Source organism: Arthrobacter sp. P1_D4, from assembly GCF_056406115.1.
Window position 1 is genome coordinate 20,054 of the sequence record NZ_JBFUAU010000004.1, and the last position, 24,673, is coordinate 44,726.

The 24,673-nt window shown below is 68.7% G+C and carries 23 protein-coding genes; 10 read left to right on the forward strand and 13 right to left on the reverse strand.

What is annotated here, in order from left to right; translation table 11 throughout:
* Positions 1–10: 10 nt before the first annotated feature.
* The 4 genes from AC1D0A_RS05435 to AC1D0A_RS05450 all read right to left on the reverse strand — a co-directional run bounded on the left by AC1D0A_RS05435 (position 11) and on the right by AC1D0A_RS05450 (position 5,802).
* Positions 11–1,462: an aspartate kinase gene (locus AC1D0A_RS05435; RefSeq protein ID WP_243181303.1), complete on the reverse strand. Its 1,452-nt coding sequence runs from the start codon at positions 1,460–1,462 to the stop codon at positions 11–13.
* A gap of 75 nt (positions 1,463–1,537) precedes the next feature.
* Positions 1,538–2,809: a diaminobutyrate--2-oxoglutarate transaminase gene (ectB, locus tag AC1D0A_RS05440; RefSeq protein WP_243181302.1), complete on the reverse strand. Its 1,272-nt coding sequence runs from the start codon at positions 2,807–2,809 to the stop codon at positions 1,538–1,540.
* Between the two features lie 490 nt (positions 2,810–3,299).
* Complete coding sequence (locus tag AC1D0A_RS05445) at positions 3,300–4,199, reverse strand: M20/M25/M40 family metallo-hydrolase (protein WP_476945339.1); 900 nt, start codon at positions 4,197–4,199, stop codon at positions 3,300–3,302.
* A 175-nt stretch (positions 4,200–4,374) separates the two neighbouring features.
* Positions 4,375–5,802: an MFS transporter gene (locus AC1D0A_RS05450; RefSeq protein WP_476945340.1), complete on the reverse strand. Its 1,428-nt coding sequence runs from the start codon at positions 5,800–5,802 to the stop codon at positions 4,375–4,377.
* Between the two features lie 277 nt (positions 5,803–6,079).
* Between AC1D0A_RS05450 and AC1D0A_RS05455 the strand changes: the two genes are divergently transcribed.
* Positions 6,080–7,201 carry an LLM class flavin-dependent oxidoreductase gene (locus AC1D0A_RS05455; protein WP_243181299.1) on the forward strand — a complete coding sequence of 374 codons (1,122 nt, stop codon included), beginning with the start codon at positions 6,080–6,082 and terminating at the stop codon, positions 7,199–7,201.
* Positions 7,201–7,662, forward strand: coding sequence for a MarR family winged helix-turn-helix transcriptional regulator (locus tag AC1D0A_RS05460; protein WP_243181330.1), 462 nt, complete (start codon positions 7,201–7,203; stop codon positions 7,660–7,662). Before AC1D0A_RS05455 ends, AC1D0A_RS05460 begins: the two co-directional genes overlap by 1 nt.
* A gap of 33 nt (positions 7,663–7,695) precedes the next feature.
* On the opposite strand, the gene AC1D0A_RS05465 is transcribed toward AC1D0A_RS05460, so the two are convergent.
* The 3 genes from AC1D0A_RS05465 to AC1D0A_RS05475 all read right to left on the reverse strand — a co-directional run bounded on the left by AC1D0A_RS05465 (position 7,696) and on the right by AC1D0A_RS05475 (position 10,888).
* Positions 7,696–8,499 carry a transglutaminase-like domain-containing protein gene (locus AC1D0A_RS05465; protein ID WP_243181298.1) on the reverse strand — a complete coding sequence of 268 codons (804 nt, stop codon included), beginning with the start codon at positions 8,497–8,499 and terminating at the stop codon, positions 7,696–7,698.
* An 85-nt stretch (positions 8,500–8,584) separates the two neighbouring features.
* Positions 8,585–9,415 (reverse strand): hypothetical protein, encoded by an 831-nt coding sequence (locus AC1D0A_RS05470; protein ID WP_476945341.1) that lies wholly within the window; start codon positions 9,413–9,415, stop codon positions 8,585–8,587.
* Between the two features lie 30 nt (positions 9,416–9,445).
* Positions 9,446–10,888, reverse strand: coding sequence for a M20/M25/M40 family metallo-hydrolase (locus tag AC1D0A_RS05475; protein ID WP_476945342.1), 1,443 nt, complete (start codon positions 10,886–10,888; stop codon positions 9,446–9,448).
* 125 nt (positions 10,889–11,013) lie between these two features.
* Between AC1D0A_RS05475 and AC1D0A_RS05480 the strand changes: the two genes are divergently transcribed.
* Both AC1D0A_RS05480 and AC1D0A_RS05485 read left to right on the forward strand, forming a co-directional pair.
* Positions 11,014–11,688 carry a DUF1684 domain-containing protein gene (locus tag AC1D0A_RS05480; RefSeq protein WP_028277528.1) on the forward strand — a complete coding sequence of 225 codons (675 nt, stop codon included), beginning with the start codon at positions 11,014–11,016 and terminating at the stop codon, positions 11,686–11,688.
* A gap of 4 nt (positions 11,689–11,692) precedes the next feature.
* Positions 11,693–12,178 carry a GtrA family protein gene (locus AC1D0A_RS05485; RefSeq protein ID WP_243181295.1) on the forward strand — a complete coding sequence of 162 codons (486 nt, stop codon included), beginning with the start codon at positions 11,693–11,695 and terminating at the stop codon, positions 12,176–12,178.
* Between the two features lie 83 nt (positions 12,179–12,261).
* Here AC1D0A_RS05485 and AC1D0A_RS05490 read toward each other — a convergent pair whose 3' ends face one another.
* Genes AC1D0A_RS05490 through AC1D0A_RS05510 form a run of 5 tightly spaced genes read right to left on the reverse strand, consistent with a single transcriptional unit; the run spans position 12,262 to position 18,257 of the window.
* Positions 12,262–13,416 carry a cysteine desulfurase family protein gene (locus AC1D0A_RS05490; RefSeq protein ID WP_243181294.1) on the reverse strand — a complete coding sequence of 385 codons (1,155 nt, stop codon included), beginning with the start codon at positions 13,414–13,416 and terminating at the stop codon, positions 12,262–12,264.
* A gap of 8 nt (positions 13,417–13,424) precedes the next feature.
* Positions 13,425–14,351, reverse strand: a complete 927-nt coding sequence (gene nadC / locus AC1D0A_RS05495) for a carboxylating nicotinate-nucleotide diphosphorylase (RefSeq protein WP_243181329.1) — start codon at positions 14,349–14,351, stop codon at positions 13,425–13,427.
* A 35-nt stretch (positions 14,352–14,386) separates the two neighbouring features.
* Positions 14,387–16,240 (reverse strand): L-aspartate oxidase, encoded by a 1,854-nt coding sequence (locus AC1D0A_RS05500; protein WP_476945343.1) that lies wholly within the window; start codon positions 16,238–16,240, stop codon positions 14,387–14,389.
* The gene (gene nadA, locus AC1D0A_RS05505) at positions 16,237–17,544 is read right to left on the reverse strand and encodes a quinolinate synthase NadA (protein ID WP_476945344.1); all 1,308 of its coding nucleotides are present in this window, start codon (positions 17,542–17,544) and stop codon (positions 16,237–16,239) included. The genes AC1D0A_RS05500 and nadA overlap by 4 nt, the downstream gene beginning before the upstream one ends.
* Positions 17,541–18,257 carry an NUDIX hydrolase gene (locus AC1D0A_RS05510; protein ID WP_028277523.1) on the reverse strand — a complete coding sequence of 239 codons (717 nt, stop codon included), beginning with the start codon at positions 18,255–18,257 and terminating at the stop codon, positions 17,541–17,543. The genes nadA and AC1D0A_RS05510 overlap by 4 nt, the downstream gene beginning before the upstream one ends.
* Positions 18,258–18,474: 217 nt before the next feature.
* Here AC1D0A_RS05510 and AC1D0A_RS05515 point away from each other — a divergent pair, with 217 nt between their 5' ends.
* The gene (locus tag AC1D0A_RS05515) at positions 18,475–19,119 is read left to right on the forward strand and encodes a maleylpyruvate isomerase N-terminal domain-containing protein (protein WP_476943379.1); all 645 of its coding nucleotides are present in this window, start codon (positions 18,475–18,477) and stop codon (positions 19,117–19,119) included.
* On the opposite strand, the gene AC1D0A_RS05520 is transcribed toward AC1D0A_RS05515, so the two are convergent.
* Complete coding sequence (locus tag AC1D0A_RS05520; protein ID WP_243181290.1) at positions 19,116–19,592, reverse strand: Lrp/AsnC family transcriptional regulator; 477 nt, start codon at positions 19,590–19,592, stop codon at positions 19,116–19,118. The genes AC1D0A_RS05515 and AC1D0A_RS05520 overlap by 4 nt on opposite strands.
* Before the next feature lie 183 nt (positions 19,593–19,775).
* Here AC1D0A_RS05520 and AC1D0A_RS05525 point away from each other — a divergent pair, with 183 nt between their 5' ends.
* From AC1D0A_RS05525 to AC1D0A_RS05545, 5 genes are all read left to right on the forward strand, one after another.
* A complete protein-coding gene (locus tag AC1D0A_RS05525; protein WP_476945345.1) occupies positions 19,776–21,203 on the forward strand; it encodes an amino acid permease in 1,428 nt (475 codons plus the stop codon).
* A gap of 106 nt (positions 21,204–21,309) precedes the next feature.
* The gene (locus AC1D0A_RS05530; RefSeq protein WP_476945346.1) at positions 21,310–22,347 is read left to right on the forward strand and encodes a thiamine pyrophosphate-dependent enzyme; all 1,038 of its coding nucleotides are present in this window, start codon (positions 21,310–21,312) and stop codon (positions 22,345–22,347) included.
* Positions 22,348–22,474: 127 nt separating this feature from the next.
* The gene (locus AC1D0A_RS05535; protein ID WP_476945375.1) at positions 22,475–23,458 is read left to right on the forward strand and encodes an alpha-ketoacid dehydrogenase subunit beta; all 984 of its coding nucleotides are present in this window, start codon (positions 22,475–22,477) and stop codon (positions 23,456–23,458) included.
* The gene (locus tag AC1D0A_RS05540) at positions 23,451–23,780 is read left to right on the forward strand and encodes a biotin/lipoyl-containing protein (protein WP_018775751.1); all 330 of its coding nucleotides are present in this window, start codon (positions 23,451–23,453) and stop codon (positions 23,778–23,780) included. The genes AC1D0A_RS05535 and AC1D0A_RS05540 overlap by 8 nt, the downstream gene beginning before the upstream one ends.
* Positions 23,781–23,784: 4 nt before the next feature.
* On the forward strand, positions 23,785–24,612 hold the full coding sequence (locus AC1D0A_RS05545) for an alpha/beta fold hydrolase (protein WP_243181287.1): 828 nt from the start codon (positions 23,785–23,787) through the stop codon (positions 24,610–24,612).
* Positions 24,613–24,673 lie beyond the last annotated feature (61 nt).

Consider the following 24,673-nt stretch of genomic DNA (forward strand, 5'->3'; position numbering starts at 1 on the left):
AGCTCCTTCGCTAGAAGTGACGTGCCACAGTTCTGTCGCCCGCCGGAACAGGGGTCATATCCTGGCCGGAAATCGGGACCCACGTCTGGAGCGGGGGGCCAACAGCGGGTGTGAGATGGCCTTCATGACCGGCCGCCGTTGCCTCGTCCGCCGGGGTCATGCCGAAGGCCCGCCGGACAGCGCGCTCGGCATCCGCGAGCCGGTCGGCGTGCGTGACAGCCCCCACGGACGTCTCGGAGATGTCGACGAGATCGAGCTCCACGTCGGCGTCGGACAGGGCCTTGAGGAAGGTGCAGAAGATTTCCGGGGACGACCGCATGCCCAGTCCAGTAATGGACACCCGGCCTACCCGGTCCTCGTGCTGCAAACCTTCAAATCCAATGCTTCCCTTTTCGGCATCCAGCACGGCAAGGGCGTTGCCCGCATGGGCAGCAGGCACGATCAGGGCAACGTCGGAACGCCTCGGGCCGGGGCCGGCCGTATTTTGGACAATTGCCTGGACATGCGCCCCGGAACGAGAGAGGACATGCAAGATGCGCGCCATGCTGTCCGGCTGGTCCGGAATTCCCACCACAGTGATTTTCGACGCCGAGTTGACCCCGGCTACTGCGGTCACCTCGGGTTGTTCCCTGGCGGGCTGGAGCAGTGGATGACGGTCAAGGCCGGGCAGGATCAACGTCCCGGGCTCCGGCACGAAGGAGGACCTCACATGGATCGGAATACCGAACCGGCGGGCGTATTCAACACACCGCAGGTGCAGTACCTTGCAGCCGGAGGCGGCGAACTCAAGCATTTCCTCGCTAGAGAGGATCTCGATCTTCCGCGCCGTCGGGACAACCCGGGGATCCGCGGTGTAGACGCCGTCGACGTCCGTGTATATCTCGCAAATATCGGCTTCGAGCGCAGCGGCCAGGGCGACCGCGGTGAGATCCGAGCCGCCACGGCCGAGCGTGGTCACCCTGTTCCGTTTCTGCGTCCTGCCCTGGAATCCTGCGACGATGGGGACCTCGCCACGGGCCAGACTGCTGCGGACGCGGTCCGGCCTGACATCAGTGATGTGTGCCTTGCCGTGGATGTTGTCGGTGATGAGGCCGGCCGCACTGCCGGTAAATGTGCGGGGCAGCTGGCCGAGGTCCGCCAGGGCAATCGCCAAAAGGGCCGAGGACACAAGCTCGCCGATGCTCAGCAGGGCGTCAAGGTCCACAGGCAGCGGCCGGGCGGAAACTTCCGCGGCAAGATCGCAGAGTTCATCGGTGGTGTCCCCCATGGCGGACACCACCGCCACGACCCGATAGCCGTTGGTCCGTGTTTTGGCGATCCGCTCGGCTGCCCGGAGGATACCCGCGGCATCCGCCAGAGACGAACCGCCAAACTTTTGAACAATGACACTACCCGGGGGAATCGCCCGGTCGGTCTCCGCTAGATCACTGTCGTTGAAAGCTGTTGCCTTGCGGGTACCCATTTTGCTCCCCGAAATCTACTTCGATTCTTGCAAGGGGCACTGGCCCCTTTGAGCCGTTTTGCCCTGTTCGGATGCTCAAATGGTTGATCCCAAGGCCACCGGCTCCCCGGTCACAGTCACCGCGGCTGCAGCGAGAATATCGAGTCCCTTCTGAAGATCCTCGGGGCTGATAGTCAGCGCGGGCATCGTCTTGACCACTTCACCTTCGGGTCCGGACGTTTCCACGAGCAGACCACGGGCGAAGGATTCGGCCGCAATCTTCTCCGCAGTTTCGGGGTTGGGGTAGTAAACACCCGCGAGCAGTCCCCGGCCACGGACCGTGGCGCCTTCGACGCCCGCTGCGATCTGGGTAAGCCCCTCGTGGAGCTGGGAACTGAGCCCCGCGACGCTTGACTGGAAGCTGCCGTCCCGCCAGTAGTGCTCCAGGGCAGCGGCGCCGGTGACGAAAGCCGGGTTGTGCCCCCGGAAAGTTCCGTTGTGCTCGCCAGGCTTCCAAATATCCAGTCCGGGTTTGAACAGTGTCAGTGCCAAAGGCAGTCCAAAGCCCGAGATGGATTTCGACAGGCAGACGATATCCGGAGTGATCCCCGCTTCCTCGAAGCTGAAGAAGTTCCCGGTCCGTCCGCAGCCGGCCTGCACATCATCCACGATGAGCAGGATGTCGTGTTCCCGGCACAGCTCGGCAAGGCCTCGCAGCCAGGACGCCCGGGCAGCCCTGAGCCCACCCTCGCCCTGGACGGTTTCCACGATCACCGCTGCGGGCTTATCGATGCCCGATCCCCTGTCCTCCAGGGCTTGCCGGAGCCACAGAAAGTCCGGCATCTGACCATTGAAGAACCCGTCATAGGGCATGCTCGATGTGTTCGTCAGCGGGACGCCGGCTCCCTGCCGTTTCATTGAATTGCCCGTGACCGACAACGATCCCAGGGTCATCCCGTGAAACGCGTTGGTGAAGCTCAGGACATGCTGCCTGCCGGTAACCTTCCGGGCAAGCTTCAGGGCTGCCTCCACCGAGTTTGTTCCCGTCGGTCCGGGGAACATGACTTTGTAGTCCAAATTCCTGGGCTCGAGGATCAACTCCCGGAAGGTTTCCAGGAATTGCCGCTTGGCCGGTGTTTTCATGTCGAGTGAATGAACGATTGCGCCGGAGAGAAGATAGTCCACCAGCGGCTGCAGCAGCACCGGGTTGTTGTGCCCGTAGTTCAGTGCTCCGGCGCCGGAAAAGAAGTCCAAATATTCTCTGCCGTCTTCACTGTAGAGGCTGCTGCCGGAGGCACGTTCAAACACGGTGTCCCAGCTGCGGCAGTAGCTGCGGACCTCGGACTCCAAGCTTTCGAAGATATCCATCTGTCGATGTCCCCCGTACTTCCGACTGGCGAAGATGCCCGAGCGCAAACACAACCCGGGTTTTCCGGATGACGGGCGCGGGAAGGGGACAGTGCAGCGCCTGCGGCGCACTGACCGTTGCTTTCACGGGGCCCGTATGTACTCCCGTATAGAGGTGCTCTAGGCGGGAACTGGGCAGATCCTAGACGCCTGCCCAAATGCTTTTCCGTTTCTTATCGTAAACTCAGGAAACTCACAGCACCTGAGTAGCGGGTACCTGTCTTTTCCCCTCAAACGGCTGATTAACTACCCGATTCGGCAGCGTTTCTCACCTTCGGCAACCCCGGGCTACTCGGAAAAATGCGGGCCGCCGGGCATCCGGCGGACATGGGCGCCGGCGCCATGGACATCCGACTTCCTCGGCCAACGGGGACGGCGAACGCGGCGAGGGACGGGACACCGTTTTGAGAGTCGTTTGATTTGATAGTCGTTTGAAAGGCGAAGCTGGTGTTTAGCCGGTCTTGGCCATCGCGTAGGCCACGGTGCCGTAGGCCAGGGCGCCGGACATTTCGGTGAGCAGTTCCGGGTTGGTGTTGGCGATCGTGTCACAGGCCTCGTGGTAGCAGGGATCGAGGTCCTTGCCGGCCGCCCCGCCAAAGGACTGTGCCTGGGCCTGGGTCTTCTTCTCGACATCGCCGGTGAACAGCCCGCCGCCGGGAATGCCGGCCGAGAGGAAGGCGTCGTAGTCCGAGCCGCCGTCAAAGGGCGTGGTCTCGGCCGGCAGCGCGTTCTCCTGGAAGTAGCGGAAGAAGACGTCCTCGATCGCCTTGGACCCGGCCGGGCCGGCGTCGCCGAAATCCGATCCGTCCCCGTCATGAACGGACCGCACACCGTTCGGCGAGGCCGCCATGTCCACGTTCAGGTTCGCCGCGGTCTGGCCGATCTCGGCCGCACTGAGTTCATCGACGTAGTGCTGGGACCCGTACAGGCCGTCCTCCTCGCCGCCCCAGAACGCGAACCGGACCCGGTTGGCCGGGGTGATCCCGGCCTCCTTCATCCACCGCGCGGTCTCCAGGACCGCCGCAACCCCGCTGCCGTTGTCGTTGATGCCCGGGCCCTCCTGCACGGAATCCAGGTGCGCGCCCACCACCACGGTGTGCCCGGCATCGCCAACCGTGTCGGCGAGGATGTTGAAGGACTCTACCCGCGCCTTGCCCCGGCCATCACGCCGAAAAGAGAAGCTCTGCCGCACCGGTGAGTATCCGGCCGCCCGCAGCTGTTCCTCGACGTAGCGGGCCGACTCCTCATACCCCGAGGTCCCCGCGGCCCGGTTCCCGCCGTTGGCGTCGGCCACCCGCTGCAGCGCCTGCAAATGCCCCACCATGTCCCGGGACTTGAAATCCTCCAGCACGGCACGCGCATCCACCGGACTCGCCGGGGCCAGTACGGTAGGTGCCGAACATCCCGAAACCAAAAAGCCGATTGCCACCAGGACAGCCGCGGCCGCCGTCCGCCCCCGCTGGTACCTCCGCCTACCCGTCACGCTAAGAACATACTTCCTCAGTCGCCGGGGAGGAAGGCCACCCCTAGTGCGAGCCGGCCCTAAGCGGTGCGGCGGCCACGGCCGCCGGATCGGAGAAGGCCAGACGGGGCACCATCACCAGCGCGGCAGCCGCAGCAAGCCCGGTGACCCCGCAGATGGTCCATACCGTGAGGTAGCCGGCGAGCGGCGCCGCGGTCTGACCGGCGTCCCCCGCGCCGGCCCCGGCCTCGGCCAGGACGTGGCTGACCAGGGCGATGCCGAACACCGCGGACGCGAAGGCTCCGCCGATGGTCTTGGTGGTGTTGGTCAAACCCGTGGCCATCGCGGTCCGGTTGAGGGGGGCGGCCGCGGCGGCCGCCGAAGGCAGCGCCGCCACGAGGGCCCCGGAGCCGACACCGGCGATCGCCATGTTGGCCAGCGCCTGGATCAGACTGCCGTGGAACGGCAGGAACAGCAGGTAGCCCAGGCCCACGAGCGTGGCGGCGCCCACGAGGGTCCAGCGCGGAGTGAGCCGGCGGGTCACCACCGGGTACAGCAGCGCGCCCACCAGCAGCGCCAGCACATAGACGCCGATGATGATGGAGACGTGCCCGGCGCGCAGCCCGAGGCCGTAGCCGTGCAGCGCGGGATCTGTCCGGGCGAAGGTGGACAGCGGGGCCTGCGCGCCGAGCACCGAGACACCAAAGAGCCCGGCGGTCAGCTGGACGGGCCACATGGACTTACCCCGCAGCATTCGGATGTCGACGAGCGGATCGGCCGCGCGCAGCTCGAACCGCGCGAACGGAACGAACACCAGAATTCCGGCTCCCACCAGCGCCCACGGCCACCACGCGCCGGCCCCGTTGAGGCGCATGAAGGTCAGCCCGGACGTGATGAGCAGCAGCCCGAGGGCGAGGAGCGTGAAGCCACGGGTGTCCACGCGTCCGCCGCTGCGCTCCCGCGACTCCGGCACGCCAAACCTGACGGCGAACCAGCATGCGGAGACGGCCACCGCGGGGACCAGGAGCACCAGCTGCAGCTGGCCCGCGAACACTTCCACGAGCGCACCGGCGGCGAGCGCCCCGGCGATGACACCGGCTTCCAGCGCCCCGACGAGGACGCCGGCCGCGCGCCGCGTGCGGGCGGCGCCGTCGGGCAGCTGATGGACGCGGCTGAAGATCAGGGCAATTTCCAGGGGCAGCCAGACCACGTAGAAACCCTGGAACGACCACGCGGCCAGGAAGGTCCAGAAGTCCGGGGCGAGCGCGACGACCCAGGAGGCCATGGCGGTGACCAGCGTGGAAACCAGCAGGATCCTCTTGTGCCCGTACATGTCCCCCAGCTTGGCCAGCACCGGCACGGCGAGGGCGCTGACCATGAGCTGCGCGGCCTCGAACCAGTTGACGTCGGCGTCGTGGATTCCCAGCTGCCGGGCGATATCGGTGAGGATGGGCGTGTAATAGCCCTGCAGGATTCCACTGGTGAGCTCCACCAGACACAGAAAAGCTACAACACGGCGCATGGCGGCCTTCCGGGAGGGCGGGCACCTCGCGGCCAGCCGACTGATTGCATCCTAGGCCCGCGCCGTCGCCGAAGGCGGGAACGCGGCCGGCAACGCGGCCGGGAAGACGGGGCGGGAAACCCCGGCGGAACGGCGCGGGAATATTCGTCCGCGACGGGCGTTATACCGGTCGATAGATGCAAATGCATCTAAATCGACTATAGTAGAACCAGATCCCGGATCCACCCCGGCCACGGAAAGGCACACCATGCAGATCGGCGTATTCAGCGTCAGCGACATCACTACCGACCCCACCACGGGCCGCACCCCGACTGAGCACGAGCGCATCAAGGCGTCCGTGGCGATCGCCAAGAAGGTCGAAGAGATCGGCATGGATGTCTACGCCCTCGGCGAGCACCATAACCGGCCGTTCTTCTCGTCCTCCCCCACCACCACGCTGGCGTACATCGCGGCCCAGACCGAGCGCATCATCCTGTCCACGGCCACGACCCTGATCACCACGAACGACCCCGTGAAGATCGCAGAGGACTTCGCGATGCTCCAGCACCTCGCGGACGGACGCGTGGACCTGGTCCTGGGCCGCGGCAACACCGCCCCCGTCTACCCCTGGTTCGGCAAGAACATCCAGGACGGGATCGAACTCGCGATCGAGAACTACTCCCTGCTGCGCCGCCTCTGGGACGAGGACACCGTCAACTGGTCCGGCAAGCACCGCACCCCGTTGCAGAACTTCACCTCCACCCCCCGCCCGCTCGACGGCGTCGCCCCCTTCGTGTGGCACGGCTCGATCCGCACGCCGCAGATCGCCGAAGTGGCGGCGTACTACGGTGACGGTTTCTTCGCCAACAACATCTTCTGGCCCAAGGAGCACTACCAGCAGCTGATCGGCCTCTACCGCGAACGCTATGAGCACTACGGCCACGGCAAGGCGGACCAGGCGATTGTGGGCCTCGGCGGCCAGTTCTTCATGCGGAAGAACTCCCAGGACGCCGTCAAGGAGTTCCGTCCCTACTTCGACAACGCCCCGGTCTACGGCCACGGCCCCTCGCTGGAGGACTTCACGTCCCAGACCCCGTTGACCGTCGGCAGCCCGCAGGAAGTGATCGAAAAGACCCTGTCGTTCAGGGAGTACTTCGGCGACTACCAGCGCCAGCTCTTCCTGATCGACCACGCCGGCCTGCCGCTGAAGACCGTCCTGGAACAGCTGGACCTGTTCGGGGAGGAAGTGCTGCCGGTGCTGCGCAAGGAATATGCCGCGCTCAAGCCGGCGCACGTTCCCGAACCGCCGACGCACGCCGGCCGTGTTGCCGCCGCGCTGGCAGCGGGCACCGTCGACGCCGCCGCGGAGACCACCATTCAGGGCTCATGATGCCCGCCAAGACTACCGAATCGCCGGTACGCCTGGCCGCGGAAACCTGGGAATCCCTGTTCCGGGCCCAGGTGGCGGTGATGCGCAAGCTGCAGGCGGCGCCGGCATTCAAAGCCCTGGCGCTCAATGAGTACGACGTCCTGTTTACGCTCTCCCGCTGCCCCTCCGGGTGGCTGCGCCTGAACGAGCTCAACGACAACGTGCTGCTGAGCCAGTCCAGCCTGAGCCGGCTGGTGGAGCGGCTCGAAAAGCGTGGGCTCGTTGAACGGACTCCAGCCCCGGAGGACGGCCGCGGGATCCTCATCCGGCTCACCGATGCCGGACGGGACCTGCAGAAGCAGATCGGCCGGGAACACGTGCGCGACATCGCCGCGCTCGTGGGCCCGGCCCTCTCCGCCGCCGAACAGCAGGAGCTGCTGCGGCTGACCGAGAAGCTCCGCGCCGCGGTCTCCGTGCGCTAAGGCCGTGCCCTTGACAGCCCGGCCGTGCGCTGCCTAGTGGATCGCGACGAGCTGCGCCGGGTCTTCCTGTGGCAGGTTATCGACGACGGCGGTGACGCTGAGTTCCTTCAGGGACAGGCTGCCGCCCACGGTGGACAGGAAGGCGGTGTCCGAGGAATCGCGTCCTGCCGTGATCCGCAGCATGCTCTCCCGTGGCGCCAGCCCCGTGGGGTCGATGACGTGCCAGGTGCCGTTGATGTGCGCCTCGGCCACGGCGTGGAAGTCCATCGGGGTCAGTCCCGGGGCGTAGACGGCGGCCAGCCGGGCCGGGACGTTCTTGGAACGCAGCAGGGCAATGGCGAGGTGGGCAAAGTCCCGGCAGACGCCGCGGCGGTGCAGCAGTGTTTCGACCGCGCCGTCGGTCCCCCGCGAGGATCCGCTGACGTAGCGCAGCTCGTTGAAAACCCAGTCCCGGACCGCGTGGAGCAGCTCCTCGCCCTGGAGCCCGCCGAATTCGGCGTAGGCGGTGGGCAACAGCCGGTCCGATTCCGCGTAGCGGCTGGGCCGGACATAGCGGATCAGTTCCATGAGCCCGGGTTCCTCGGGTAGCGCGAAGCCGGTGACGGTGGCCGAATACTCAACCAGGACGTCGGTGGGTTCGGCGAATTCCATGTAGTGGAAGCGGCCGCCGTGATGGTCCGAGAGCTCGGTCAGCGGCACGTCCCCGCCTCCCGCGGTCACCCTGAGCGATTCGTCAATCGAGTCGTAGCCGGCGTTCCGGGCCACGGCCACGGCGAGAGCCACCTTGGTTTCGGCAACGGTCTTGAAGGCCAGGCGGGCGGCTACGGCGCGTTCCATGTATCTCTGTCTCCGGGATGTGGGATTGAGGTGGGTGCAGGGGAAGCCGCCGTCAACGGCCCGGGGATGTGCGGGGCGGGCGGGACTAGTTTTTGATCTTCAGAGACATTAGCATCCGCTGGACGTTCGCGAATTCGGACCCCTCGTTGACGTACTTGGCCGCCTGGTCGAGAGTGTCGAACGCCTTGGCGGGGGCAACCTTCTGGTCCGGCGCCAACGCCTTGAGCACTGTCAGGTCCCCGAACGAATAGTCCCCCTTGCCGGCCGGGCCACGGACCACGTTCTGCAACGCGCAGCTCTTGCCGCCCGCGCCGCCCACCACGTTGGTGATGCCGTAGGAGCCGAAGTACTTGTAGCCCTGGACCACCCGGAACACCACGTGCGGGTCAATGGTGCCCCCGCCGCCGGCGTGCGGCAGGTCAACCGGCACGCTGCTGACCACGACGTAGTTGCGGGCGGCGTCGTCCGGGCAGGCCGCGGCAGGCTGCGGGGGCAGGCCGGTCTGCAAGGTGGCCAGGTAGGCGCCGCCGGCGTCCTTGACGGTGATCTTCAGCGCCCCGGGCAGAGCACCGGCGTCGGGAGCTACGGACTGGACAATCCAGTCCTGCGGCACCTCAAAACTGACGGACTTTGCCGGGTCGGTAAAGACCTTCCAAGCCGCTGCGCTCGAGCCCGGGGTGGGGGAAGCGCTGGCCGAGGCGGCGGCGTCATTGGTGGCAGACGGCGTCGCACTCTCACTCGCACCGGGACCCGCACTGTCGGCCGGGCTGCTGCCCGCGGTCCAGACCGGCGTCCCCTTGCCGTCGCTGCTGCAGCCCGAAAGGGCTGCCACCGCGACTGCGAGCGCCGCGCCGGTGCGCAGCACAGCGCCCCGGATTCCTGCGGTGCCTGTTGAAGAAGGGGCCGTCCCAGTCATGGTGCCAGCGTAGCCGGGGCGCCGCATGACTCAGAGCTCCCGCATCAGTGTTTCGTAGAACCGGACCCCCTGCTCCAGCGTCTCCAGCCCGATCTTTTCGTCAACGGTGTGGATCGAGCCGCGGGCCCGGACGTCCATGAAGAAGGGCGCGAAGCGGTACACGGCACCGCAGATCCCGGTGAAACGGCGCGAGTCGGTGCCGCCCATCATGATGTAGGGGGTGATGATCGCCTCGGGGAAGACCTGCCCGATGCAGTCCGCCAGCAGGTCCCACTGGGCCCCCGAGGACCGCGACACCGGAGACGGGTCGTTGCCCTCCACGACGCGCAGTCCGACTTTCGGGTCGCGGATGATTTTCCGCAGCAGTGCCATGGTGCCCTCGACCGTCTCCCCCACCGCCACCCTGATGTTGGCGTTGGCCTTCGCCGTGGCGGCGAGGACGTTGGCCCCGGAGCTGCCTTCGAGCGTGGTGATGGCGACGGTGGTCCGGGTCATGGCGTTGGTCTCGCTGCCGAGCCGGCCGAAGAGCCAGGTGATGGGCGCCCGGAGCAGTGCCACGTTCGCGAACACGGCCCGCAGCGGTGGCGGGGTGTGCGGGCCGAAGCGGCGCAGCATCTCGGCGGTCACCTCCGGCAGCGACTGCGGGAACGGGCTGCGCTCGATCCGGGTGATGGCGCGGGCCAGCCGCGCTGTCGCCCCCATCCGCGGCGGCGTGGAGGCGTGTCCGCCCGGGTCCCGGGTCAGCAGCTCCACGTCCAGGATTCCCTTTTCGGCCACGCCGACGACGGCGGCCGGCCGGCTCACCCCCGGGAAGGCGCCGCCCGCGACGGCACCGCCCTCGTCCAGGACGAGCCAGGGCACCACGCCGCGGCCGGCCAGCAGGTCGGCGGCGGCCGCCGCGCTGTTGCCGGCTGTCTCCTCGTTGTTGCCGAACGAGAAGTAGAGGTCGTGCGCGGGCGAATACCCCGCCAGCAGCAGGCTCTCGGCCGCTTCCAGGATGGCCACGAGCTGGCCTTTGTCATCGAGCGTCCCGCGGCCCCAGAGGAACGTGCCGTCGTTGTGGCCGGAGAACGGCGGGTGTGTCCACTCCCCAGGGTCGTCTGCCGGGACGACGTCGTAGTGCGCCATCAGCACCGATGCCCGGTGCGCGGCCGCCGGGTCCTCCGCTGGTGCGGCGCCGGGCCAGCGGTACAGGAGGGCGTGGCCGTTGACCCGCTCCAGTTCCAGGGCAGCATGGACCGCCGGATACAACCGGGGCAGCGCCGCGATGAAGGCCTCGAACTCGGCTGTTTCCACCCCGGCCCCGGCCGCGGAGGACCCCTCGGCCCGGCTGGACACGGTCCGGTACGTCACGAGCTCCGCCAGCGACGCCGCCGCGCGCCCGGCGCCCGGCGGGTGCCCGGGGCCGCCCGGTGTTCCGCCGGGGCTCTTGAGGGTATTGCCGGCGGCCGCGTTCTGCAGGGGGTTGCGCATGCGCGAAAGTCTACGGCCGGAGGGTCCGCCGGAACGGGCTATTCCGCGCGCGGGTCCGGCCCCGGAATCCCGGGCACAATTCGGCGCACAAATTTCGGCCTCGGGAAAGCGGATACGCTGGGGGCATGGCCGAACAGAGCATTGACGGAACGCACTTTGGGGATCTGGGCGACGTGGCAGGCATGTCGGCCCTCGATATCGCGGACTGGCGGCTGCGGACCTTTGCCCTCTACGCCACCACGCGGAAGATTGCCGCGGACAGCCCGGCCGAGGCGCATTCCTACTGGCGCCAGGAGCGGGACCGCATGTTCGGCACCCACCCGGCGTCCGCGCTGACGGCCGAGGCCAAGGCCACCTTCGGCGGCCTGAAGACGGCGGACTACGATCCGATCTACCGTTTCCACGTCCCGCTGACCCCCGAGGGCGCCGGGCGGGAGATGAACGTAGAGACCGGGACCGACGGCCTGGTCCGGTTTGTGCGGCTGGGCACCTTCGACCTGCCCGAGATGGGACAGCTCGCGGTCTGGAAGCTCAGGGGTTACGGCGGCGGTATCTTCGTGCCGTTCCGTGACGCCACCGCCGGCCAGCCCGGCGGCAGCTACGGCGCCGGACGCTACCTCCTGGACACCATTAAGGGAGCTTTCCACGGCGTGCGGGGCTCCGGGCCCCAGGCCGAATTCATCCTGGACTTCAATTTCGCCTACAACCCCTCGTGCGCCTACAACGAGGCCTGGGCATGTCCGCTGGCCGGCCCGGCAAACCGGCTGGCCGTGGACATCCCCGTGGGCGAGCTGTACTGAGCGGATGGAGTCCCAGCTCGAACAGCTTGACCCTGCCCCCGCCGTCGTCCTCGGGCCGAAGACCCGCCGGTACCGTGGAGTCCTGCGTTACCCCGTGGTCCGGCAGCTCATCCGGTTCACCGGCGTCGGCATTGTCTGCACCCTGACCTCCCTGGCCCTGTACGCCCTCTCCCGGCCCTGGCTTGGGGCACAGCCGGCCAACGCGGCGGCCCTGATCCTGACGTCGTTCATGAATACCGCCCTCAACCGGCGCCTGACGTTCAAGATCACCGAAAGCCGCCGGATGAAGCGCGACCACCTCAACGGCCTGATCGTAATCCTCGTCGCGCTGCTGATCACCGGCGGCAGCCTCGCCGTCCTGCACTGGGTCAACCCGGACGCCACCGTGGCGGAGGAGCTGTGGACCACCACCCTCTCCGGTTTCGCCGCCACCGCCGTGCGGTTCACGATGCTGCGGCACTGGATCTTCCGCCGCGCCCGCCACCGCTGACGTCGCCCACGGCCCCCACCCCGGGTTGAGCTAGCAGTTCAAGCCGCTATGGAGGCGGCCCGATAGGGACATGTAGTGACGGCTCAACCGGTGGAGGGGGTGCCGAGGGAGCGGACGCCGGCGACGGCGGTGCGGACCGCGGCCGCCGCCTCCTGCAACTGCGCTGCCGTCACGGTCGAGTCGAAGCTGAACCGCACCGCCGTCTGGGCGATCTCGGGCTCGATGCCCAGGGCCAGCAGCACGGGTGAGGGCGCATCCGAGCCGGCGGCACACGCGGAACCGCTGGAGCAGATGATGCCCTGGCGTTCGAGCTCCAGCAGCACGGACTCGCCGCTGGTGCCCGGGAAGCAGAAGGATGCCACCGAGGGCAGCCGCTCGGTGGGGTGGCCGGTGAGCAGTGCGCCGGGAACACCGGCCAGCACGGCGTCAAAGAACCCGTCGCGGAGGGCAGCGACGTGCCCGGCCGGTTCCCGCGGCAGCGCCAGGGCCGTCGCCAGCGCCACGGCGCCGGCGACGTTTTCCGTGCCCGACCGGCGGCCGCGCTCCTGCCCGCCACCGTGGACCAGCGGTTCAAGCCGGACCCGGCCGCGCACAAACAGCGCGCCGCTGCCTTTGGGCGCGCCCAGCTTGTGGCCGGAAATGCTCAGCGCGTCCACGCCCAGTGCGCCGGTGTCCAGCGGCAGCCAGCCGGCGGCCTGGACGGCGTCGGTGTGGAACGGGACTCCGTGGGCACGGGCCAGCGCCGCGAGCCGGGCGATGGGCTGGACCGTACCGACCTCGTTGTTGGCGTACATGATGCTGACCAGGGCCGTGCCGGGCTGCAGCACGGCGGCGAGGGCCTCTTCGCTTACCTGCCCGAAGCGGTCCACGGGGATCACGTCGACGGCGAAGCCGTGGACCCGTTCGAGGTACCGGGCGGATTCTTCCACCGCGGGATGCTCGACGGCGCTGATTGCCACCCGGTCCAGGCGCGGATCGGCGGCGCGCCGGGCCAGGGCGATGCCCTTGACGGCGAGGTTGTCCGCTTCCGTGCCGCCGGAGGTGAAGACGACTTCCCCGGGGCGGCAGCCGAGGGCCTTGGCGGTTGCGGCGCGGGCCCCCGCGAGCGCCGCGGCAGCCGCCTCTCCCAGGGAGTGATGGCTTGCCGGGTTGCCAAATTCGCCCGTGAGGTAGGGCCACATGGCCTCCAGCACCTCGCGGCGGACCGGGGTGGTGGCCGCGGCGTCGAGGAAGATCATGGTGCGCCTCAGCCGGCCGCCGGACCGGCGCCGGAGTCGACGGCCGGCTCGACGTCAAGCTCAATGTCCAGGCCGAGGTCCAGGGCCGTGACACTGTGCGTCAGGGCGCCGATCGAGATGACGTCAACCCCGGTGGCCGCGATGTCCGCCACGGTGGAGAGGTTGACGTTGCCGCTGGCCTCGACGCGGGCCCGGCCGCCCACCAGTCCGACGCCGGCCGCGAGCTCGGCCAGGGAGAAGTTGTCCAGCATGATGGTGTCCACCCCGGCGGCAAGGACGGGCTTGATCTGCTCCATGGTGTCCACCTCCACTTCGAAGTGTGTTGTGTGGCCGAGCTGCGCCTTGGCGCCAAGGAGCACTGCGGTCAGCTTCGCCGGGTCGCCGCCGGTGAGGACGGCCAGGTGGTTGTCCTTGGCCAAGACGGCGTCGGAGAGGCTGAAGCGGTGGTTGGCGCCGCCGCCGCAGCGGACGGCGTAGCGTTCGAGCACCCGCAGCCCCGGCGTCGTCTTGCGGGTATCGGTGATCCGGGCCCGGGTGCCGGCCACGAGCGCCACGAACTCGGCCGTTTTGGTGGCGATGGCGCTCATCCGCTGGACCAGGTTCAGTGCGACGCGTTCGGCCAGCAGCACGGCGCGGGCGTTCCCGGTCACGCGGGCCAGGGCGGTTCCGGCAGCGAAGGCCTCGCCGTCGTTGACCAGCAGTTCGACGACGGCGCCCGGGTCGGTCAGCCGCATCGCCGCGGCGAAGACCTCCCCGCCGCTCAGCACGCCGGGAACCCGGGCGTTGAGAACCGCCGTCGCCCGCGCCTGCGCGGGGATGAGCACCTGCGAGGTGATGTCCCCGGACGGGGCGTCCTCCTGCAGCGCCGTGCGGAGGACGGCGAGGACGGCGGCCTCGGGCAGGCTCCCGGCGAGGGCCGCGGCGCGGGAGGGCAGGGTTTCCGGGGCAGCGGTGGCGTGGGCAGTGGTGGTCACGAGGAAATCCTTTGCATGGAATGGGTGAGGGCTGAGGCGTCGTCCGTGTCCGCCCGGTAGTGGGCTCCGACGGACTGCGTGCGGTTCAGGGCAGCCGCCACAAGGAGGCGGGCCGCGAGGAGCAGGTTCCGGTCCTCATGGGCATCCTGGCAGAGCCAGTCACTGTGGCCGGCATCGGGAGCGGTCTCAGAATGGACAACGTCGTCCCAGGCCGCAAGCACGGTCTCCGCCTCCCGCAGTTGCTCCCCGCTGCGCATTACCCCGGCGTCCGCCGTCATCAACCGCCGAAGAGCGTCGCGCGAGAAAACCCCGTACGCGGATACCGACTTCACAAAATCTTCGGACACGCTCGCTAAAGTGTCCTCCCCTGACGTGAAGTCGTGCGACGGCGCTGCGGAAGCGTGCGTCAAGGGGAGGCCGCCCGCGGCCCTGGGCCCACACGATCCGGGTTCCCTGGCCGAGCTTGCGAGGCTAGGGGGATCGTGGGGAGCACGCGGAGCAGTGGTGTCGTGCGACGGGTCGGCGCGCAGGAAGTCCTCGACGGCGCGGCGGCCGAACACCAGGCCCTCCAGCAGCGAGTTGCTCGCCAGCCGGTTGGCCCCCTGCGCCCCGGTGCGGGCGACCTCGCCGGCGGCGTACAGGCCGGGAACGGACGTGCGGCCCCGCAGGTCGGTGCACACGCCGCCCATCCAGTAGTGCGCGGCCGGGGAGACGGGGACCGTTTCTGTGGTCCAGTCGTAGCCGGCGGCGAGGGTGGCCGCCGTGATGGTCGGGAACCGCCGGGCCAGGAAGCCCGCGCCCCGCGCTGCCTCGATGCCGCGGGCGTCCAGGTAGACCGGGCTGTCCGGCGCGGCCCCGGTGGCGGCCAGGTGCAGGGCGATGCTGCGGGAGACGACGTCGCGGGGGGCCAGTTCGGCGTCGGGGTGGTAGTCGGGCATGAAGCGGTATCCCGCGGAGTCCAGCAGCACCGCGCCCTCGCCGCGGACCGCTTCGGAGATGAGCAGGGCCGGCGGCCCGCCTGGAATCTCCTCGGCGGCAAGGGTGGTGGGGTGGAACTGGAAGAACTCGAGGTCCCGCACCGAGGCGCCGGCACGCCAGGCCAGGGCCAGGCCGTCGGCGGTGGCGACGCCGGGGTTGCTGGTGCGGGCAAAGAGCCGGCCCGCCCCGCCGGTAGTGAGCAGGACGGCGTCGGCCGCCAGTTCCTGGGGCCGTCCGCCGGCCAGGTAGGCCACTCCGGTGACCCGGGCCGGCGTCGGGGGCATGCTGCCGCGCTGTGACAGTTCGTCCGGCAGCGCTTCGGCCAGGTCGTCCGGTCCGGTCAGGAGTCCGGTGACGAACGCGCTGGTCTCCACCCGGAGCCGGCCGTGGCCGGCGCGGTCCAGGACGGCGCGTTCGAGGACGGCGGCGACGAGCCCGCGGGCGATGCAGGCGCCCGTCGCGTCCCCGCCGGCGTGCAGGATGCGGGGCGCCGAGTGTGCCGCTTCAAGGCCCAGGGCCGGTCCGCCGTCGGGAGCTGTGTCGAAATGCACGCCGTAGCGGCCCAGTCCGGCGATGTCCCGGACGGCCTCTGTACACAGGACCCGGACTGCCTCGGGGTCGTTGAGCCCGGCCCCGGCGGCGAGCGTGTCCGCGATGTGCGCTGCCACGGAGTCACCGGGGGCGGCATCCTCCGGGGCCAGCACGGCCGAGATGCCGCCCTGGGCGTAGAACGTGTTGCTTTGCTCCAGCGTCCCCTTGCTCAGGAGGACCACCTCGATGTCACGGCCGCCGGTGGCGGCGTCGTCGGTGGCGAGCAGCGCGGCGTAGAGCCCCGCAATCCCGCTGCCGACGATCACGAGCCGCCTGGTCACGGCCGCGCCGCCAGCATGCGCTCCAGGGCCACCTTGGCCGGGGCGGCCACGTCCTCGTCCACGGTGATGCGGTTCAGCACCTCGCCGCGGACGAGCGCTTCCAGGACCCAGGCGAGGTAGCCGGGGTGGATGCGGTACATCGTGGAGCAGGGGCAGATCACCGGGTCCAGGCAGAAGATGGTGTGCTGCGGGTATTCCGCGGCGAGCCGGTTCACCATGTTGATTTCGGTGCCGATCGCGAACGTGGTGGGTTCCGTGGCCGCGGCGATGGCCTTCTTGATGAAGTCGGTGGACCCGGCGGAATCGGCGGCATCCACCACCTCCATGGGGCATTCCGGGTGCACGATCACCTGCACGCCGGGGAACTCGGCGCGGGCCTTTTCGATCTGGCCCACGTTGAAGCGTTTGTGGACCGAGCAGAAGCCGTGCCAGAGGATTACCCGGGAATCGAGCAGGGCCTGTTCGTCGTTGCCGCCGAGGTCCTTGCGCGGGTTCCACATCGGCATCTGCTCCAGCGGCACCCCCATGGCCTTGGCGGTGTTGCGGCCCAGGTGCTGGTCGGGGAAGAACAGCACGCGCTGGCCGCGTTCGAAGGCCCATTCCAGCACCGCCGCGGCGTTCGAGGAGGTGCAGACGATCCCGCCGCGCTCGCCGCAGAAGCCCTTGAGGGCCGCGGAGGAGTTCATGTAGGTGACCGGGATGACCGGGACCCGGCCCTCGGCGTCGGGCTCGGTGCCGAAGACCTCCTCAAGCTGTTCCCAGCACTCGGTGACCGAGTCGATGTCCGCCATGTCGGCCATCGAGCAGCCTGCGGCCAGGTTGGGCAGGATCACGGCCTGGTCGGGGCGGGACAGGATGTCCGCCGTCTCGGCCATGAAGTGCACGCCGCAGAAGACGATGGCCTCCGCGTCGGGCCGGGTCAGGGCGGCGTTGGCGAGCTGGAACGAGTCGCCCACGAAGTCGGCGTATTCGATCACTTCGTCGCGCTGGTAGAAGTGCCCCAGCACGACGGCGCGGTCCCCCAGCGCCGCTTTGGCGGCGCGGATCCGGGCGTCGAGTTCGGCGTCGGAAGCGAGCTTGTATTCTTCCGGGAGCTGGCCCTGCCGGGGAGTGGAGGCCGGTGCGACGTCGGTGGAGGAGGCACCCGGCCCGTAGGCGGGCACGCCGGCGAGGGCCTCGGCGAGGTCGTAGTCCCAGGGCCCGCGGGCCAGCGCGGGGCTGCAGGTGGAGGCGGCCGCGCCCTGTGCCATGGTGGTGGCCTGCTCGCGCGTGATCAGCTGGATTGCCGTGTTGACGCTGCTCATGGTGTGCTCCTGTTGTCTGGGTCGAGGCCTGGGCGGCCGGTGAAGCGGTAGAGGCGGGGCGGGCGGTGCTTGCCGCCCTGCAGATAATGGTCGGTTTCTTCGATTTCCGGTGTGGCCTTGACCTGCCGGCGGAAGTTGGCGGGATCGAGTTCGCGGTCCAGGACGGCCTCGTAGACCTCCCGGACCTGGGCGAGGGTGAAGTACTCGCCCAGCAGGTGGTAGGCGATGGATCCGTAGGCCATCTTGTTGCGCAGCCGCCACAGCGCGTAGTCGACGATCGAGTTGTGGTCGAAGGCCAGCTCGTCCAGCCTGTCGGCGCGGAACCAGCGCACGTTCTCCGATTCGTCGGCCAGCGCGGCCTCCGTGGGCTGGACGAGTGCCCAGTACACGATCGAGACGACGCGCTGGGTGGGCGAGCGGTGCAGCCCGCCAAAGGCGTAGAGCTGTTCGAGGTAGTTCGGGGCCAGCCCGGTGGTCTCGCGCAGGTTCCGCGAGGCGGCGTCCTGGAGTGACTCGGAGTGCGTGAGCGGGCCGCCCGGCAGCGCCCAGAGGCCCTTGAACGGTTCGCGGATCCGGCGCACCAGCGGAATCCACAGCGTGGGCCGGCCGGACCGCTCGCTGGGACGCAGCGCAAAGATCACCGTGGAGATGGCCAGCGACGGCGGCGCGGTCTGGCGCTCCGAGACGTTGGCTGCTGTGGTGTAAACGGTGATCTACCCGCCCTCTGAGGTTCCGGGCGGGTCCGCGATGGACTGCCCGGCTGGATCCGGCACGACCGCCGGATTAGTTATAGTCACATTGACTAGAACTAATGATACGGCCGCGCCGCCCGGGCGCAAAATGTTTCAGGTCACACGGGCCGGACCGGGTTGTCGCCGGCGCACGGACGGGGCTTGTCCGCGGGCGCCGGCACCGGTATTAATCGAGGCTATGGACTCAGAAGTTATGGACCCGGAGGGTACGGACGCAGAGGCCGTCAGGGCCCGATACGCGGGGGCGGCCCAGGCATTCATGGAGCTCGCCGGGCAGGTACCGCACCAGGCGTGGTCGCGGCCGGCACTGGGCGAATGGGATGTCCTGTCGCTGACCGGCCACACGAGCCGTGCCCTGACAACCGTGGAAACCTACCTCGCCACCCCGGCCGCCGGGGCACGGGTGCCGGGTCCAGTGGAATACTTCCTGGCCGTCCGGGGCGCCACCTCGCCCGCCGCGATTGCGCAGCGGGGCAGGGAAACCGGGGAGGCGCTGGGCGAGGACCCTGCCGCTGCCGTGCGGGAGCTTGTCCAACGCGTCACGGCCCTCGTCAGGAACACGCAGGACGATGCCCTGGTGGCCACCCCTGCCGGAGCAATGACGCTCATCGACTACCTGCCGACCCGGACCTTCGAGCTGGCCGTGCACACCCTGGATCTGGCGCGCGCCCTGGGCCTGCCGCCGCCCGCCACCTTGGCCCCGGCGGTCGCGGCCTCCCTGGAGCTCGCCGGAGCCATCGGCTCCCGACTGCCGTCCGCCGGTGATTTACTGCTCTTGCTCACCGGCCGGACCGGCCTGCCCGAAAACCTGAGTGTCCTCTAGCCCGTGCCGGCGGCCGCGGTTTCCAGCAGCGGCAGGGTGCGGCCCTGGAAGTGCGTATTGAGCACGATCACGGACGACGAGCGCAGGACCGATCGGGTGGCGATCATGGCATCGAGGACGCGCTGGAGGTCCGAATTGGAGCGGGCGGCTATCCGGGCCATGAGGTCCGAGCTCCCGGAGACGGTATGGATCTCGATCAGCTCGGGAATCCGCGCCAGGGCCTCCACGACGGCGTCGTGCCCGAGGTCCTGGTTGATCGTGAGGGAGCAGAAAGCCACGACGGGGTAGCCGAAATGCGCCGGATCGGGCTGGGGCACCCATGAGCCAATCACGCCGGCGTCCTGCATCCGGTCCAGGCGCGACTGCACCGTGGCGCGGGCAACCTTCAGTACCCGGGAGGCCTCAAGGACCGAGGCCCGGGGGGAATCCGTGAAAAATCGGACAATCTTTGCATCAAGCGGATCAACGTCCACTGATTCTTCCTTCCCAAGCGGGACCGGGCCGGACAAACAGCCACCGATGCCCCGATTCAGTTAGCAAACTGCCACCATGCTCTCACGGCGGAGGCGCCCCGGCGGCCGGGGGCCGGCCCCAAATCCGGTAAATTCAATAGGTCCCATAAGGACGAAAAGATCCAAACCACACGAAGGTTCGCCATGACGATGAAGTCCACCGCGACGCTACCCACCGCGGTTCCCGCCCCGAGCCTGGGGCACAGCATGAAACCACGCCAGCTGACAATGATGGGACTGGGCAGCGCGATCGGCGCCGGCCTGTTCCTCGGCTCGGGAGCCGGAATCCAGGCGGCGGGACCGGCCGTGCTGATCTCCTACCTCGTCGCCGGAACCCTGATCATCCTGGTGATGTGGGCGCTCGGGGAGATGGCCGCGGCCAATCCCAACAGCGGCGCCTTCTCCGTGTACACGCAAAAGGCCATGGGCAAGACCGCGGGCGCCACCGTCGGCTGGCTCTGGTGGCTGCAGCTCGTGGTGGTCATCGCGGCCGAGGCCCTCGGTGCGGCCGGGCTCCTGTTCACGGTGTGGCCGGTGATCCCCGTCTGGGCACTGTCCCTGATCTTCATGGCCCTGTTCACCGCCATCAACCTGGCGGGCGTGAAGAATTTCGGCGAGTTCGAATTCTGGTTCGCCATCCTCAAGGTGGCTGCCATCGTGATATTCCTGGCCATCGGCGGGGCCCTGCTGCTGGGCTTGCTGCCGGACGTCCCGTCCCCTGGCCTCAGCAACTTCACGTCCGGCTTCGCCCCGGCCGGCCTGGGCGGCATCGCAACCGCACTCTTCGTCGTCATCTTCGCCTTCGGCGGCACCGAGATTGTCAGCGTGGCCGCGGCCGAGACGGAAAACCCGGAGCGCAGCGTCGCCCAGGCGATCCGCACCGTCGTCTGGCGGATCCTCGTGTTCTACATCGGCTCGGTATTCGTCATCGCGGCCGTCCTTCCCTCGACCTCCGCGGCCCTGAAGTCCCCCTTCGCCGGCGTCCTCGACGTCGCCCGGATCCCCGGCGCCGGCGCCGCGATCACCCTGGTCGCCGTCATCGCGCTGCTCTCCGCCCTGAACGCCAACCTCTACGGCGCGTCCCGCATGGTGTACTCGCTCTCTGAGCGCGGCGAAGCCCCCAAGTTCCTCTCCAAGCTCAACACGGCCCGGGTCCCGGTCGTGGCGGTGAGCGTCTCCGTGGCCTTCGGCTTCCTGGCCGCCGTCCTGGAACTGCTCTTCCCGGACCAGATCCTGCCGGCGCTGTTCCAGCTGGTCGGTTCCACCTGCCTCGTGGTGTGGGGCTCGGCCCTGGTGTCCCAGCTGATCCTGCGCCGCCGGGCTGACCGCGACGGCACTGCGCTGCCGCTGCGGATGAAGGGCTTCCCGGGGCTGACGATCTTCGGGCTCGTGCTCCTGGCTCTGATCTTCGCCGTCGGCTTCAGCAGCCCGGAGGGCAGCAAGCAGCTGGTCAGCACCCTGGTACTGGTGGCCGGCATCGCGGTGGCGTGCTGGACCGGCGCCCGGATCACCCGGAACCGCAACGCCGCCGCCGGCGCGAAAGCCGACCAGGCGGAACAGCCCAGCCGCTAGACAAATTGCCAAGCTCACCGGCGCTCGGGGCGGCATAAGTGTGCAGTCTGGGCACCCCAGCCTAGGCTGATTGCCCACCCCGCCGCCGGTGACTAGGGTCACAGGCATGGACACACTTCTCCCCGTGGCTTCCGGCMGCGCKGCCGGGCCGCTCACAGCCGATGAACTCCGCGAGCTCTATTCGCTCATGGTGGCCGTCCGGCACCTCGACACCTCGGCCATCGCCTGGCAGCGGCAGGGCATCATCCCCGGCTACGCCCCCGAACTCGGCCAGGAAGCTGCCCAGGTGGGCAGCGGCTACGCCGTGGACACCACCCGGGACTTCGCCTTCCCCACCTACCGCGAAATGGGCGTTGCCCGGACCATGGGCGTGGACATGGTGGCCTACATGTCCACCCACAAGGCCACGTGGCACGGCGGCCTCTACAACCCGATGGAATCCCGGCTGGCCCCGATCCAGGCGGTCGTCGCCGGCTCCGTCCTGCACGCCGTCGGCTGGGCCCACGGCCAGACGCTGGACAAAAAGGACGGCGTCGCCCTGACCTACTTCGGCGACGGCGCCTCCTCGCAGGGCGACGTGCACGAGGCGATGAACTTCGCCGCCGTGATGAAGGCGCCCGTGGTGTTCTTCGTCCAGAACAACGGCTGGGCCATCTCGGTCCCCACCGAACGGCAGGTGGCCGGCGGCTCCGTCGCGGCCCGCGCCGCGGGTTACGGCATGCCGGCGCTGAAGATCGACGGCGATGACGTCGTCGCGGTCCTCGAAGCGACCCGCCGCGCCTTTGCGCATGCCCGTTCCGGCAACGGCCCGGTGCTCATCGAGGCCATGACCTACCGCCGCGGCCCGCACTCCACGTCCGATGATCCGGGCCGCTACCGCTCCCTCGACGAGGAACGCGACGGCGCAGGCAGCGACCCACTCGAGCGGCTCCGGCAGCGGCTGCTGGCCGATGGAATTGCCGACGAGGCGTTCTTCGCCGAGGCGCTGGCCGCGGCCAAGGTCGAAGAGGAGCAGATCCGTACCGGCATCCAGGCCCTGGGCTCCCGGCCCGGGACCGAAATGTTTGACCTGGTCTTCCAGGAAACCACCCCTGCCCTGCAGGCCCAGGCCGCCAACTGGCGCGAGGAGTCCGAACATGTCTAACTCGATTCTCGAAAGCGAAAGTGCCAGCGGCAACAACACTGCCGACAACACTGCCGACAACACTGCCGACAACACTGCCGGCGACACGATCACCAACCCGGCCGGAAGCGAGCCCGCCACCACGGTGATGTCGATGCAGCAAGCACTCAACCGCGCCCTCGACGAGGTCCTCGCGGAGAACCCCAAAGCCGTCATCTTCGGCGAGGACTGCGGCCGGCTCGGCGGCGTCTTCCGCATCACCGACGGGCTGCAGGCCAGGCACGGTGCGCAGCGCGTCTTTGACACCCCGCTGGCGGAATCCGGCATCCTGGGCATGTCCGTGGGCCTGGCGATGGCCGGGTTCCACCCCATTCCCGAGGTCCAGTTCGACGGCTTCGCCTACCCGGCCATCAACCAGATCGTCTGCCAGATCGCCCGGATGAACTACCGCAGCCGGGGCACCATGCCGATGCCCATCACCCTGCGGGTGCCCAGCTTCGGCGGCATCCGCGCCCCCGAACACCACGGCGAAAGCCTGGAGGCGCTCTTCGCCCACGTACCGGGCCTGAAGGTGGTCTCGCCGTCGAACCCGCATGAGGCCTACCACCTGCTCAAGTACGCCGCCACGCGGCCGGACCCGGTGATCTTCATGGAGCCGAAGTCGCGGTACTGGCAGAAGGGTGAGGTGGACACCGCCAGGCACGACGCAGATGGCGGCTCCCCCACCGGCGCCAAGGTGATGCGCGAAGGCCGCCACCTCACCCTGGTCGCCTGGGGCGCCATGGTGGCCCGTTGCCTGCAGGTGGCGGAGCTCGCGGCCGAGGACGGGATCGACATCGAGGTCCTGGACCTGCGCTGGCTCAAGCCGATCGACGCCGAGGCCCTCGCCGCCTCCGTGCGCAAGACGCGCCGCGCCGTCGTCGTCCACGAGGCGCCGCTGACCTCCGGCCTCGGCGCCGAAGTGGCGCAGCTGATCACGCAAAGCTGCTTCGACACCCTCAGGGCGCCGGTGGAGCGCATTACCGGCTTCGACGTCCCGTACCCCTCGGGCGACCTGGAAGATGAATACATCCCGAACATTGACCGGATCCTCTTCGGCATCCAGCGAGTATTGGAGTACAAACGTGGCTGAAATTTCCTTCCCGCTCCCGGATCTCGGCGAGGGCCTGATCGAGGCCACCGTGCTGGAATGGCTGGTTTCCCCGGGCGAGCAGGTGGAACGCAACCAGCCGCTCGTGGAGGTCGAAACCACCAAGTCGGCCGTTGAATTGCCCAGCCCGCAGGCAGGTAAGGTAGTGCGTATCTACGGCGGGCCCGGCGACAAGATCAATGTCGGCGAGCCCCTGATTGTGTTTGAGGTGCCGGACAACACCGCCGGCATCGTGGGCACGGTCCCGAAGGAAGAGGCACCGAAGCGCCGGGTCCGCCTGAGCGCCGTACTTGATGAGGACTGAGAGCATGAGCGGCAGACACACCGGCGAGCAGCATTCGCACACCGTTGAGGGCACCGACCCCCAGCTGTACGTGCAGGTGCATGAGCCCCAGAACGACGCCGGGCTCCGTCCCGTCCTGCTGCTGCACGGCTTCTCCTCCTCCTCCAAGCTCAACTGGGAAGACAGCGGCTGGCTCACTGCGCTCCTGGAAGCCGGCCGGCGCGTCATCACCGTGGACCTGCCCGGCCACGGCCGCAGCGGCGCCCCGGAGGACATGGACTCCTACTCCCCCAGCCGGATCCGCGCGGACCTGCTGCAGATAGTGTTCGACGCCGGCGCGCGGCCGCTGCGCGACGGGGACCCGTCCAGCGGGCTCGACGTGATCGGCTATTCGCTGGGGTCCCGCCTCGCCTGGGAGTTCGGGGCCACACAGCACGAGCTGGTGCACCGGCTGGTCCTGGGCGGCCCGAACGTCGCCGACCCCCTGGCGGACTTCGACCTGATCGCCGCGCAGCGGTACCTGGCCGACGGCACGCCGATCGCGGACGAGTCGACCGCCGGGCTGCTGAAGATGGCCATGCTGCTGCCCAGCAACAACATCTTCGCGCTGCTGTCCCTGGTCGAGGCAATCAAGACCGAGCCGTACGACCCCGCCGAAGCGGTCCCCCACATGCCGATGCTCCTCGTGGCGGGGGAAAACGACGACCGGGCCGCCACCATGCCGGAGCTCGCCGCCCTGGGCGCCAAGGCCGGCGGCCTGGTCGAACAGCTCGTGCTGCCGGGCCGCAACCACACCAATGCCATCACCAGCCGCGCCTTCAAGCAGGGCGCCATCAGCTTCCTGGGCGTCTAAACCCACCGTACAAAAAGCAACGCGGGGTCACTTACGGCCCATCCGAATGATCTGGATGGGC